The organism is Wenxinia marina DSM 24838 (assembly GCF_000379485.1).
GTDB lineage: Bacteria > Pseudomonadota > Alphaproteobacteria > Rhodobacterales > Rhodobacteraceae > Wenxinia > Wenxinia marina.
This window is the reverse complement of the sequence record NZ_KB902313.1, coordinates 190,823-204,158: the sequence shown is the minus strand read 5'-3', so window position 1 is coordinate 204,158 and position 13,336 is coordinate 190,823. Positions and strand designations below refer to the sequence as shown.

At 69.4% G+C, this 13,336-nt stretch carries 10 protein-coding genes and 1 tRNA gene; 8 read left to right on the top strand and 3 right to left on the bottom strand.

Going from position 1 to position 13,336, the window contains the following annotated elements; translation table 11 throughout:
* Positions 1 to 4: 4 nt before the first annotated feature.
* A tRNA-Leu gene (locus A37W_RS0118175) sits at positions 5 to 91 on the bottom strand.
* Positions 92 to 230: 139 nt separating this feature from the next.
* On the opposite strand from A37W_RS0118175, the gene A37W_RS0118170 reads away from it, so the two are divergent.
* Positions 231 to 1,235: a complex I NDUFA9 subunit family protein gene (locus A37W_RS0118170; RefSeq protein WP_018304478.1), complete on the top strand. Its 1,005-nt coding sequence runs from the start codon at positions 231 to 233 to the stop codon at positions 1,233 to 1,235.
* 34 nt (positions 1,236 to 1,269) lie between these two features.
* On the opposite strand, the gene A37W_RS0118165 is transcribed toward A37W_RS0118170, so the two are convergent.
* Entirely contained in the window at positions 1,270 to 2,073 is an 804-nt protein-coding gene (locus A37W_RS0118165) for an undecaprenyl-diphosphate phosphatase (RefSeq protein WP_018304477.1), read from the bottom strand.
* A gap of 212 nt (positions 2,074 to 2,285) precedes the next feature.
* Between A37W_RS0118165 and A37W_RS0118160 the strand changes: the two genes are divergently transcribed.
* Complete coding sequence (locus A37W_RS0118160; protein WP_026198591.1) at positions 2,286 to 3,719, top strand: NAD(P)-dependent oxidoreductase; 1,434 nt, start codon at positions 2,286 to 2,288, stop codon at positions 3,717 to 3,719.
* A 276-nt stretch (positions 3,720 to 3,995) separates the two neighbouring features.
* Here the strand turns inward: A37W_RS0118160 and A37W_RS22995 are convergent, their stop codons facing one another.
* Positions 3,996 to 5,561, bottom strand: a complete 1,566-nt coding sequence (locus tag A37W_RS22995; protein WP_156169121.1) for an OmpA family protein — start codon at positions 5,559 to 5,561, stop codon at positions 3,996 to 3,998.
* 317 nt (positions 5,562 to 5,878) lie between these two features.
* On the opposite strand from A37W_RS22995, the gene A37W_RS0118150 reads away from it, so the two are divergent.
* Genes A37W_RS0118150 through gltB form a run of 6 tightly spaced genes read left to right on the top strand, consistent with a single transcriptional unit; the run spans position 5,879 to position 13,091 of the window.
* Positions 5,879 to 6,616 (top strand): hypothetical protein, encoded by a 738-nt coding sequence (locus tag A37W_RS0118150; RefSeq protein ID WP_018304474.1) that lies wholly within the window; start codon positions 5,879 to 5,881, stop codon positions 6,614 to 6,616.
* The gene (locus tag A37W_RS22410) at positions 6,616 to 7,293 is read left to right on the top strand and encodes a hypothetical protein (protein ID WP_018304473.1); all 678 of its coding nucleotides are present in this window, start codon (positions 6,616 to 6,618) and stop codon (positions 7,291 to 7,293) included. The genes A37W_RS0118150 and A37W_RS22410 overlap by 1 nt, the downstream gene beginning before the upstream one ends.
* Entirely contained in the window at positions 7,290 to 7,703 is a 414-nt protein-coding gene (locus tag A37W_RS0118140) for a GFA family protein (RefSeq protein WP_018304472.1), read from the top strand. Before A37W_RS22410 ends, A37W_RS0118140 begins: the two co-directional genes overlap by 4 nt.
* Positions 7,700 to 8,122: a GFA family protein gene (locus tag A37W_RS0118135; RefSeq protein ID WP_018304471.1), complete on the top strand. Its 423-nt coding sequence runs from the start codon at positions 7,700 to 7,702 to the stop codon at positions 8,120 to 8,122. The genes A37W_RS0118140 and A37W_RS0118135 overlap by 4 nt, the downstream gene beginning before the upstream one ends.
* Complete coding sequence (locus A37W_RS0118130) at positions 8,119 to 8,547, top strand: GFA family protein (protein ID WP_018304470.1); 429 nt, start codon at positions 8,119 to 8,121, stop codon at positions 8,545 to 8,547. The genes A37W_RS0118135 and A37W_RS0118130 overlap by 4 nt, the downstream gene beginning before the upstream one ends.
* Positions 8,544 to 13,091 carry a glutamate synthase large subunit gene (gene gltB / locus A37W_RS0118125; RefSeq protein WP_018304469.1) on the top strand — a complete coding sequence of 1,516 codons (4,548 nt, stop codon included), beginning with the start codon at positions 8,544 to 8,546 and terminating at the stop codon, positions 13,089 to 13,091. The genes A37W_RS0118130 and gltB overlap by 4 nt, the downstream gene beginning before the upstream one ends.
* The last annotated feature ends 245 nt before the right edge of the window (positions 13,092 to 13,336 follow it).

The window sequence follows — 13,336 nt, the reverse complement described above, 5'->3', positions numbered from 1 at the left end:
GGAGTGGTGCCCAGGAGAGGACTCGAACCTCCACGTCCTTTCGGACACTGGCACCTGAAGCCAGCGCGTCTACCAATTCCACCACCTGGGCAGGTCGTGTGAGGCGGCGATCTATCCGGGCGGGCCGGGGCTGTCAATCGGGTTTGCGGACCTTTGTCGCGGCTCGCGCCTTGCCCTTCCGCACGGGCCGGCGATAAGACCGGACGGGAACCGACAGGAGAGCGCGGACCATGGCAGGCATCGTCACCATCTTCGGCGGATCGGGCTTTCTCGGCCGGTACATCGCGCGGCGGCTGGCGAAGGACGGATGGCGCATCCGGGTCGCCTGCCGGCGCCCGAACGAGGCGATCCAGGTGCGGACCTACGGCGTCGTCGGGCAGGTCGTGCCGGTCTTCTGCAACATCCGCGACGATGCGAGCGTCCGCGAGGTGACCCGCGGCGTGCAGGCCGTGGTGAACTGCGTCGGGACCTTCGACGCCCGCGGCAAGAACAACTTCGAGGCGGTGCAGGACGAGGGCGCGGGCCGGATCGCGCGGATCGCGGCCGAGGAGGGGGTGGGCCGGATGGTCCACATCTCGGCCATCGGCGCCGGCGAGGGCAGCGACAGCACCTATGGCAGGACCAAGGCCGCGGGTGAGAAGGCGGTGCTGCAGCACATGCCGGGCGCCGTGATCCTGCGGCCGTCGGTCCTGTTCGGGCCCGAGGACGAGTTCTTCAACCGGTTCGCCTCGATGTCGCGGACCGGGCCGATCCTGCCGGTCGTCGGCGGCAACACCCGATTCCAGCCGGTCTACGTCGACGACGTCGCCGCGGCGGCGCAGCTGGGGGTGAACGGCAAGGCGGCGCCGGGCGTGTACGAACTCGGCGGTCCGGACGTGCACACGTTCCGCGAGCTGATGGAGCAGATGCTGGCGGAGGTTCAGCGGCGGCGCGCCGTGGTCAACATCCCGTTCTGGCTGGCGAAGATCATGGCCGGCGGGTTCAACGTGCTGAACTTCCTGACCGGCGGGCTCGCGCCGATGCCGATCTCGCCCGACCAGGTGCGCCAGCTCCGGCATGACAACGTGGTGGCGGACGGCGCCAGGGGATTCGCGGAGCTGGGGATCCAGCCGACCGCGATGGAGGCGGTGCTGCCGGACTACCTGTGGCGGTTCCGGCCGTCGGGGCAGTATGCCGAGATCAAGGCGTCGGCCTCGAACCTGCGCGGCGGCTCGGGCCGGGCCGGGTTCTCCTGATGCGCAGGACGGGTGTCCAACAACCCATCGCCCCTCAGGAATAGGCGATCCACAGCAGGATCGCGCCGAACACCACGCGGTAGATGACGTAGGGCGTGTAGCTGACGCTGCGCAGCAGACGCATCATCAGCGACAGCGCCAGCAGCGCCGACACGAAGGACAGGCCCGCGACGATGGCGCCGTCCCGCGCCGCCGCGGCGTCGGCCCGGCCCGCCACCTCGATCCCGAGGAGGAGGCCGGAGGCGAGGATCGTCGGGATCGACATCAGCATCGACATCCGCGCCGCGCTCTCGCGGTCGTAGCCGAGGCGCCGGGCGCCGGTGATCGTGATGCCCGAGCGCGAGGTGCCGGGGATCAGCGCGACCGCCTGCCACAGGCCCATCGCGATCGCGTCCCGCAGGGTCCAGTCGGTGGCCGCCTTGTCCTCCGCCCCGGTCCGGTCGGCCCACCACAGGACGAGGCCGAACAGCAGCATCGTCCAGCCGATCACGGCGACGGAGCGCATCGCCTGTTCGAGGTCGAAGAGGCTGAGGAGGAAGCCCGCGACGATCACCGGAACGGTGGCGATCACCAGCAGGAATGCGAGGCGCGCGCCCCAGGTGTCGATCCGCCCGGTCAGCATCCGCGGCACCCCGGCGAGGCCCTCGGCCACGTCGCGCCAGAAGTACAGGACCACCGCCAGAAGCGTCCCGACATGGGCGGCGACGTCGATGGCGAGCCCCTGATCCTCCATCCCCGTGAGACCGGGGAGAAGGATCAGGTGACCGGAGGAGGAGATCGGCAGGAACTCTGTGATGCCCTGGATCAGGGCCACGAGGACGAGGTGATAGAGTGGCATGGGGGTCCGGGCGATTCGTGCGGGCGCCACCCTATGCCGATGCATCGGCGCGGAAAGAGGGGGCGATAGGTATTCAACCGGACCTAATTTCGGCGCGCTTCGCGCTCGTCGCGCTTGCGGCGCCACATTTTTCGCCATATTAGGTCAGCGATGCTGACTTTTCATTTGACGCGGAACCTCATACTGACCGCGTGACGCGTGTGGAGGGCGATATGGCCAAGGAACCGATGCTGAAGTTCGTCACCGTCGGCCGGGACATGCCCGACAAGCGCGAGGCGAGTATGCGGCGGCAGGATTTCGGCGAGATCTATGCCGAGTTCGCGGCAGCGAAGGCGGCCGAACAGTCCAGCCGGTGCAGCCAGTGCGGCGTGCCCTACTGCCAGACGCATTGCCCGCTGCACAACAACATCCCCGACTGGCTGCGCCTCACCGCCGCCGGGCGGCTGGAAGAGGCCTACGAGGTCAGCCAGGCCACCAACACCTTCCCCGAGATCTGCGGCCGGATCTGCCCGCAGGACCGGCTGTGCGAAGGCAACTGCGTGATCGAGCAGTCGGGCCACGGCACGGTCACCATCGGCGCGGTCGAGAAGTACATCACCGACACGGCGTGGGAGGAGGGCTGGGTCAGGCCGCCGTCCCCGGCGCGCGAGCGGGCCGAGAGCGTCGGGATCATCGGCGCGGGGCCGGGTGGTCTTGCCGCTGCCGACATGCTGCGCCGGGCCGGCGTTCAGGTGACGGTCTACGACCGCCACGACCGGGCGGGCGGGCTGATGACCTACGGCATCCCAGGCTTCAAGCTGGAGAAGGACGTGGTGATGCGCCGCATCCGCCAGCTGGAGGAAGGCGGCGTCGAATTCGTGCTGAACTGCAACGTGGGCGAGGACCTGTCCTTCGACGCGATCCGCGGCAAGCACGACGCGGTGCTGATCGCCACCGGCGTGTACAAGAGCCGCGACCTGCCCGAGGCGGATGCGCAGGGGATCGTCAGGGCGATCGACTACCTCACGGCATCGAACCGCAAGAGCTTCGGCGACGAGGTGGCGGAGTTCGACAGCGGCGAGCTGAACGCCACCGGCAAGCGCGTCGTCGTCATCGGCGGCGGCGACACCGCGATGGACTGCGTTCGCACGGCCATCCGGCAGGGCGCCTCGTCGGTGAAGTGCCTGTACCGCCGCGACCGCGCCAACATGCCCGGTAGCCAGCGCGAGGTGGCCAACGCCGAGGAAGAAGGCGTGGAGTTCGTCTGGCTCTCCGCGCCCAAGGGGTTCGAGGGCGGCCCGGTGACGGGGGTCGAGGTCAGCCGCATGAGGCTCGGCGCGCCGGACGTCACGGGTCGGCGGATGCCCGAGGTGATCGAGGGCGCCGACTACGTCGAGGAGGCGGATCTCGTCATCAAGGCGCTGGGCTTCGAACCCGAGGCCCTGCCGAAGCTGTGGGGCGTCGACGGGCTGGAAGTCACGCGCTGGGGCACGATCCGGGCCGAGGCAGTGACCGGCAAGACCTCGCTGGACGGCGTGTACGCAGTCGGCGACATCGTTCGGGGCGCGTCGCTGGTGGTGTGGGCGATCCGCGACGGGCGCGACTCCGCGACGGCGATCCTGGACTACCTGGGGCAGGGCGCGTCCGCGAGCGTGGCGGCCGAATGAGCGTCGTACGGGGCGTGCACTACCCGTGCACACTTAACCTTGGTGCGGCCGGGGTCGGCTGGCGGAAAGGTCAGCAGCGCTGACGCGGAGAGTGGAGAGACGGTGACCGGGCGGTTCGGGATCGTGAAAGCGGACGCAACGGCGCGGGGCCTGCCTGTGCCGGCGATCGCGCGCGCCCGAACCGACGCCCGGACAAACGAACGCCCCCGGTCAGGGGACCGGGGGCGTCGCCTTCGGCAAACCGTGGGGGGCGTCAGCCCCTCACGGCGTCAGCCTTCACTGCGCGGCCATCAGTTCGGCCGGAACGATGCGGATCTCGACGCGGCGGTTCTCTTCGCTGCGACCTTCCGCGGAGACGTCGGCCTCGACGCTGGTTTCACCAGCCGCGGTCGTGCGGATCTGGTCCGCGGCGACGCCCATGTCGAGCATCGCGGCGCGCACGCTCTCGACACGGCGCTCCGAGAGGTCCTGGTTGTAGTCGGCGTCGCCGATCGGGCTGGCATAGCCCACCAGCAACGCGACATCACCTTCGTCCAGAAGGTCGGCCGCATCGGCGATGTTGCCGCGCGCGGCGTCGCTCAGGGTGTCGCTGTCGAAGGGGAACTCCACTTCTTCGAGCCCCAGGAGGTCGGCCTCGGCCACGCGCACGTCGCCACCGATGACGATCTCGCCTTCGTCTTCCATGTTGATGGAGACGTCGACACCTTCCTCGCGCATGGTCTGCACGTCGGCGCCCGGCTCGTTGGTCACGGCGACCTGTGCTTCGCCCATTTCGGACGTCACCTGCGCCTCGGCCTGCGCGACCTGGACGCTCGCCTCGGCCTGGTCGACGTTCACGACCGGCTCGGCCTGGGCCACGGACACGGACGGCTCGCCCTGCGTGACCTCGACCTGCGGCGCCGCTTCGGTGACCTGCACGTCGGGTTGCTGCGCATCGACGGTGACCTGCGGCTCACGCTGGGTGACGTCGACGGTCGGCTGGGCGTAGTCGACGTTCACGTCCGGCTCCGCCTGCTCGACGGTCACGATCGGCTCGGCGGCCTCGACCGTCACCTCGGGCTCGGGCTGGACCACGGCGATCTGCGGCTGCTGCTGCTCGACGCTGATGTCGGGCTGCGGCTGCGTCACGGTCACTTCCGGCTGGAACTGCCGGATGGTCACTTCGGGCTGCGGCTGTTCGATCGTGATCTGCGGCTGGGACTGCGTCACGTCGACCTCGGGCTGGGCCTGCTCGACCTGGATGTCGGGCGCGGGCTGAACCACCTCGACCTCGGGGGCCGGGGCGTCGACGGTCACGTTCGCCTCGGGCTGCACCACGTCGATGTTCGGCTGGGCCTGCTCGACGGAGACGGTGCTCGCCGGCTGCTCCACCACGATCTCGGAGGCCTGCTGCTCGACGGCCACTTCGGTCGCCTCGCGCTCGACGGTCACGCGAGCCGCCTCGGGCGTCACGGCGACGCGCGCGGGACGCGCGGCCACGGTCACGTTGGTCGCCTCGATCGCCTCTTCCATGTTGGTCATGGCGCCGGCGTTCTGGGCTTCGGTCAGCGTGGCGTAGATGGTCGCCTCGTCGCTGTAGCCCTCCAGGACGACGTCCTGGGTGACGAGGAACTGCTGCGCCTCGATCAGGCGGAGCAGGCAGACCCCGGCGTCGCTCTCGACCGAGGCGGCCTCGATCAGCGCTTCGAAGTCGTCGGCGAACGCCTCGTATTCGGGCTCGGACCGGACGGTGTCGCGCAGGGCGCGGACCTCGGCCTGGCAGCTGAGCCGTTCCTCGGCGGCCGGATCCGTCACGGTCTCGGGTTCCGAGACCTGCGCGGTGGCCATCATCGGGGTTGCCACGGCGATCGCGGAGGCCGCTACGCTGGCGAGAAGGTTTGGTCGGCGAAAAGTCATTATGGTGATCCTTTCGTCTTCGGTTGCTCTGGACAGGACGGGCCGATCGCCCGCCGTCTCACTGGGGGTCGAACGGGTGGACCGGGGCGTCGTTCCGGGGTGAATCCGCGGCAATTTCCGGGGAACCTTTTGCGCCCTGCCGGCGTGCGCGGCCGCGGCGGGCCCGGGGCGGCTCGCCCCCGGATCGGCCAATTGCCGGATATGCTGGCAGTTGGGGCGCGGACACGCCGCCGGAGGGGTGCGGGCGCAGGGGGAAGTCACTGATGAAGCTGGGGAAGTTCGCCGCGGTCGCGGCGTCGAAAATCGTGATCGCTGTAACATTCGCACCCGCCCCGGCGGCGGCGCAGAGCGACGTCTTCACCCCCCCGGCCGGCTGCACGGCGTCGGTGACGATGCAGAAGCGCGGCTGCACGGTCAGCCATCTCTACTCCTGCTCGGGCGATCCGCAGGGGCTGCAGTGGCGTGCCGATTTCGCCGAGGACGGAATGACCTACTACGGCGCCATCGACGCCGAGACGCAGTGGATCGAGAGCCACCACCTTCTGGCCGGGCGGGTCGAGCGGCTGCTGCCCGGCGCGGCCGATCCCGCCTCGCTGACGACGCTGATGTCGACGGGGCGCGACGACTTCGATTTCGTGACGCAGGACGACGCCGGCTATCGCACGCGGTTCGTCGGCTACGACCGGCTGACCGGCGAGAGGGTGACGGTGGACGGGGTCACGCTGGACCGGACGGCGTTCGACGTGATTGCGACCGACGTCGACACGGGGGCCGTCGTCTGGCGGGTCACCGGGAACGAGTTCATCCAGCGCGACTGGCGCACCTTCATCGCCGGGACCTCGCGGTACGAGCTTCCCGACGACGTGATCGAGAACGACTATTCGCCAATGGAATTCCTGTTCCCGGGGGACGAGGGTTTCCTCTCGGTCCATCCGAAATACGATTGCGGGCTGATGATATCCCTCATCCCCGATCCCCTGACATCGCAAGGAAGGCTATGATGCGTATCCTTACCCTCCCCCTCGTCCTGATGCCGCTGGCCGCGCCGCTGCCGGCCGCCGCGCAGGACCAGATCGACCTGCCCGACGGCTGCACCGCCTACCTCACGGTGCAGAGCAAGTCGTGCCGCGTCTCGCACCACTTCACCTGCGAGATGGACCCGGACGGCTGGCAGCGCCGGATCGACATGGACCAGAACGGCATCTCGTACCTCGGCGCGATCGACGACGAGACGCGCTGGATGGAAAGCTTCCACATGTATTCGGGCCATTCCGAGCGGCTGGTGGAAGGGGCGGAGAACCCGGCCTCCTTCACCGAGCTGCTGGAGAGCGGCGTCAACACCTACGAGTTCGAGACCGACAGCGACGAGGTCGGCGTCTCGCGCTATGTCGGCGAGGACCGTCTGACCGGCGAGACGGTGGACATCGACGGCGTGACGCTGGACCGGACGCAGTACGCGATCACCGCCTACGACGCCGACGGCAACGTGACGTGGTCCAGCACCGGGACCGAGTACATCAACCGCGACTGGCGGATGTTCCTGTCCGGGCAATCCACCTACATGTCGGACGGAGAGAGCTTCGACAGCGACGATGCGCCGGTGGAGTTCATCTTCCCCGACGAGGCCGGCTTCCTGTCGCCGAACCCCAAGTTCGGCTGCAACGAGGAAAGCGCGTGATCGACGGCGCCTGCCTCTGCGGCGCGGTGCGCCTGCGGGCCGATCCGGTGATGGAGCGGTTCTCGGCGTGCCATTGCGGCAGCTGCACCCGCTGGACGGGCGGCGTCCAGTTCGGCTTCGGCTCGAAGGCGGACACGACGATGGTCGAGGGGCCGGTCAGGACCTACCGCTCGTCGCCCTTCGGCGAGCGGGCGTGGTGCGACCGTTGCGGCAGCGCGCTGTGGTTCCGCGAGGACGGCAAGGACTACGAGTTCGTGCCCGGCCTGTTCCCCGCAACGCACGACTGGCCGGTGAACAACGAGAACTACGTCGACACCGGCTGGCCGGCGATGCGCCTCGCGGGCGAGCACAAGCTGGTCAGCAAGGCCGAGTACGAGGCGCGGGCGCCGCATGTCGAGGACGCGCCGTGACCGCGCGCCACGGCCAGTGCCTGTGCGGCGCGGTGACGTTCGAGGCGGCCGAGACCGGCGGCTTCGGCGTCTGCCATTGCCACCAGTGCCAGCGCTGGCTGGGCGGCCCGATGCTGGGCGTGACGGTGCCCGAGGCGGCGATGAGCATCGAGGGGCCGGTCGTGACCCGCCGCACCTCGGGCTGGGCGTCGCGGTCGCGCTGCGGCGAGTGCGGCTCGCCGCTGTGGTACCGCTGGGACAAGGGCGCGGACGGGACCGGCAACTACGAGGTGCCGATCGGCTTGCTGGACGACGCGAACGGGCTGACCCTCGCGCGCGAGATCTTCATCGAGGAGAAGCCGGACTGCTTCGACCTCGCGGGCGAGCATCCGCGCCTGACCTGGGCGCAGCTGAAGCCGCAGCTGGAGGCCTCCGAATGATCGAGGGACATTGCCTGTGCCGGGCGGTGGCGGTGCGCGTCGAGGACCGGCACGAGACCGGCGTCGCCGCCTGCCATTGCCGCATGTGTCAGCGCTGGACCGGCGGGCTGTTCCTGTGCTTCCGCGCCGACGCGGCCGCCGTGACGGTGGAGGGGCCGGTGCGCCGCTTCCGGTCCTCGGGCTTCGCCGAGCGGGCGTTCTGCGAGGTCTGCGGCAGCCATCTGTGGATGCGCGACACCGACGAACCTGACCGGCCCTACGACCTGATGCCGGGTCTCTTCGACGCAGGCCGCGACTGGCCGCTGACCTCAGAGATCTACACCGACCGCGCCATGGCGTCGGTCCGACTTTCCGGGGACCACCGGCGCGAGACCCGCGCCGAGGTGGAAGCCGCCCACCCCTTTGTCGAGGGAGATGCCCCATGACGACGTATGATGAAACCTGGGCCGCGGCGGAAGAAGCCAAGCGCAAGTGGATGGCCGAGAACTCGCTGTTCCGCGAGGAGGACGAGCACGCCTCCTGCGGCGTGGGCCTCGTCGTCAGCATCGACGGCACCGCCAGCCGGTCGGTGGTCGAGAAGGGCATCGCGGCGCTGAAGGCGGTCTGGCACCGCGGCGCGGTCGACGCCGACGGCAAGACCGGCGACGGCGCCGGCATCCACGTGCAGATCCCGGTGCCGTTCTTCGACGACCAGATCCGCCGCACCGGCCACGAGCCGGTCGAGGGGCGGCGCATCGCGGTCGGGCAGGTGTTCCTGCCCCGCAACGACTTCGGCGCGCAGGAGACCTGCCGGACGATCGTCGAGACCGAGGTCCTGCGGATGGGCCACTACATCTACGGCTGGCGCCACGTCCCGGTGAACATCGAGGTGCTGGGCGAGAAGGCGAACGCGACCCGGCCCGAGATCGAGCAGATCCTGATCCGCTGCGAGAAGGATATCGACGAGGAGGCGTTCGAGCGCGAGCTCTACATCATCCGCCGCCGGATCGAGAAGGCGGCCGCGGCGGCCCAGGTCGGCGTGCTGTACCTCGCCTCGCTGTCCTGCCGGTCGATCATCTACAAGGGCATGTTCCTCGCCCAGGACGTGGCGGAGTTCTATCCCGACCTCAAGGACGAGCGCTTCGTCTCGTCCTTCGCGATCTACCACCAGCGCTATTCGACCAACACCTTCCCGCAATGGTGGCTGGCCCAGCCCTTCCGCATGCTCGCCCACAACGGCGAGATCAACACGCTGAAGGGCAACCTGAACTGGATGAAGAGCCACGAGATCCGCATGGCCAGCTCCACGTTCGGCGAGCAGGCGGAGGACATCAAGCCGATCGTCGCGCTGGGCTCGTCGGATTCGGCCGCACTCGACGCGGTGTTCGAGGTGCTGGTGCGGGCCGGGCGCACCGCGCCGATGGCCAAGACGATGCTGGTGCCCGAGGCGTGGTCCAAGGTCGCGACCGACATGCCGCAGGCGTGGCAGGACATGTACGCCTACTGCAACGCGGTGATGGAGCCGTGGGACGGCCCCGCCGCGCTCGCCATGACCGACGGGCGCTGGGTCTGCGGCGGTCTCGACCGCAACGGCCTGCGGCCGATGCGCTACGTGGTGACGGGCGACGGCCTGCTGATCGCGGGGTCCGAGATCGGCATGGTCCCGACCGACGAGAAGAGCGTCGTCGAGAAGGGCGCGCTCGGCCCTGGTCAGATGATCGCTGTCGACATGAAGGAAGGCCGGCTGTTCCACGACCACGAACTGAAGGACAAGCTGGCCGCCGCGCAGCCGTTCGGCGACTGGATCGAGAAGGTCGTGGACCTGAACGCGATCCTGCGCGACGTGCCCGAGCAGCCCCTGTTCGAGGGCGCCGACCTGCGCCGCCGGCAGATCGCGGCGGGGTACTCTCTCGAGGAGCTGGAGCAGGTCCTCGCGCCGATGGCCGAGGACGGCAAGGAGATGATCGCCTCGATGGGCGACGACACGCCGTCCGCGGTGCTGTCGGCGCGCTATCGGCCGCTGTCGCACTTCTTCCGGCAGAACTTCAGCCAGGTAACGAACCCGCCGATCGACTCCCTGCGCGAGAACCGGGTGATGAGCCTCAAGACCCGGTTCGGCAACCTCAAGAACGTGCTGGACGAGAGCTCGGCCCAGACGGAGATCCTGGTGCTGGAAAGCCCGTTCGTCGCCAACTCGGAATTCGAGGTGATGACCGAGCAGTTCGGCGACCAGGTGGCCTGGATCGACTGCACCTTCGCCACCGGGGGAGAGCCCGACGCGCTGAAGAAGGGGCTGGAGCGGATCCGGGCCGAGGCGGAGGACGCCGTGCGCTCGGGCGCCGGGCACATCGTGCTGACCGACCAGTACCAGTCGGCGGACAAGATCCCGATGCCGATGATCCTCGCCACGTCGGCGGTGCATTTCTGGCTGACCCGCAAGGGTCTGCGCACCTTCTGCTCGATCAACGTCCGGTCGGCCGAGTGCATCGACCCGCACTACTTCGCCGTGCTGATCTCGTGCGGGGCGACGACGGTGAACGCGTACCTCGCGCAGGATTCCATCGCCGACCGCATCCGGCGCGGCCTGATCGAGGGCAGCCTCGTCGACGCCTGCCGGCGCTACCGCGCGGCGATCGACGCAGGCCTGCTCAAGATCATGTCGAAGATGGGCATCTCGATCATCTCGTCCTACCGCGGCGGGCTGAACTTCGAGGCGGTGGGCCTCTCCCGCGCGATGTGCGCGGAGTACTTCCCGGGCATGCACTCCCGCATCTCGGGGATCGGCCTCACCGGCATCCAGAAGAAGCTGGAGGAAATCCACGCGCAGGGCTGGTCCACCGGCTCGGCCGAGGTGGGCGTGCTGCCGATCGGCGGCTTCTACAAGGCGCGGCGCGCGGGCGAGAAGCACGCCTGGGAGGCGACGACGATGCACCTGCTGCAGGCGGCGTGCGACCGGGCGTCCTACGAGCTGTGGCAGCAGTATTCGCGCCAGCTGGCGGCGAACCCGCCGATCCACCTGCGCGACCTTCTGGCGATCAAGCCGCTGGGCGAGCCGGTGCCGATCGAGGAGGTGGAGTCCATCACCTCGATCCGCAAGCGGTTCGTGACGCCGGGCATGTCGCTGGGCGCGCTGTCGCCGGAGGCGCACAAGACGCTGAACGTGGCGATGAACCGGATCGGCGCGAAGTCCGACAGCGGCGAGGGCGGCGAGGATCCGGCGCATTTCACGCCCGAGGCGAACGGCGACAACCCGTCGGCAAAGATCAAGCAGGTGGCGTCCGGCCGCTTCGGCGTCACGGCGGAGTACCTGAACCAGTGCGAGGAGCTGGAGATCAAGGTCGCGCAGGGCGCCAAGCCCGGCGAGGGCGGGCAGCTGCCCGGCATGAAGGTGACGAAGCTGATCGCCCGCCTGCGGCACTCGACGCCCGGCGTCACGCTCATCAGCCCGCCGCCGCACCATGACATCTACTCGATCGAGGACCTCGCGCAGCTGATCTACGACCTCAAGCAGATCAACCCGCGCTGCAAGGTGACGGTGAAGCTGGTCGCCTCGTCGGGCGTCGGCACCATCGCGGCGGGCGTGGCCAAGGCGAAGGCCGACGTCATCCTGATCTCGGGCCACAACGGCGGCACCGGCGCGTCCCCGGCGACCAGCATCAAGTATGCCGGCCTGCCGTGGGAGATGGGCCTGACCGAGGCGCATCAGGTGCTGGCGATGAACAACCTGCGCGAGCGGGTGACGCTGCGCACCGACGGGGGCCTGCGCACGGGCCGCGACATCGTCATGGCGGCGATGATGGGCGCCGAGGAATACGGCATCGGCACCGCCGCGCTGATCGCGATGGGCTGCATCATGGTCCGCCAGTGCCAGTCGAACACCTGCCCGGTGGGCGTCTGCACCCAGGACGAGCGTCTGCGGGCCAAGTTCACCGGCAGCGCCGAGAAAGTGGTGAACCTCATCACCTTCTACGCCACCGAGGTGCGGGAGATCCTCGCCTCCATCGGGGCGCGCAGCCTCGACGACGTGATCGGGCGGGCGGACCTGCTGACGCAGGTGTCGCGCGGCGCCGCGCACCTCGACGACCTCGACCTCAATCCGCTGCTCATCACCGTCGATGGGGCCCACTCCATCCGCTACGACCGGAACAAGCCGCGCAACGCGGTGCCGGACACGCTGGACGCCGAGATCGTGAAGGACGCCGCGCGCTTCCTGAACGACGGCGAGAAGATGCAGCTGGAATACGCGGTGCAGAACACGCTGCGGACCGTCGGCACGCGCACGTCGAGCCACATCGTCGGCAGGTTCGGGATGCGGAACCAGCTGCAGCCCGACCACCTGACGGTGAAGCTCAAGGGCTCCGCCGGGCAGTCCCTCGGCGCGTTCGCGGCGCCGGGGCTGAAGCTGGAAGTGTCGGGGGACGCCAACGACTACGTCGGCAAGGGCCTGTCGGGCGGGACGATCGTGGTCCGGCCGCCGATGGCCTCGCCTCTCGTCGCGGCGGACAACGTCATCATCGGCAACACCGTCCTCTACGGCGCGACCGACGGCTACCTCTTCGCCGCCGGCCGGGCCGGGGAGCGGTTCGCGGTCCGGAACTCGGGCGCGAAGGTGGTGATCGAGGGCTGCGGGTCGAACGGGTGCGAGTACATGACCGGCGGCGTCGCGGTGATCCTCGGCGAGATCGGCGCGAACTTCGGCGCCGGCATGACGGGCGGCATGGCCTACGTCTACGACCCCGACGGCACGGCGCCGGCCATGATGAACATGGAGACGCTTGTGACCGGCCCGGTCACGGTGGCGCATTGGGTGGACGAGCTGAAGGCGCTGATCGAGCGGCATGCCGTCGAGACCGGCAGCCGGCGGGCGGCGGAGATCCTGACCCACTGGGACAGCGAGCTGCCGCACTTCCTGCAGATCTGCCCGACCGAGATGCTGCCGCACCTGGCGCATCCGCTGAGCGAGGAGGCGCAGGCCGTCCCGGCGGAGTGATCCGCCGGGCGCGGGGCGGCGGGGAGTCTCGCCGCTCTCGCTGGGTCGGCGGGGTGGACGGACGGCTCTGCCGCGGCGCCAAATCGGACCGACCTCGGACAGGCACCGGCAACCCGCTCCCGCCCGGAACAGCCGCGCGAGCGGCCCGGGCAGCGTCTGGCCGCCCCCCGGCCAGACGCTTCCTCGCCACCTGCGAGACGATAGAGGTCGGGCGGGGGTGGCGGGATAAAGCGTCTCCACCGCAG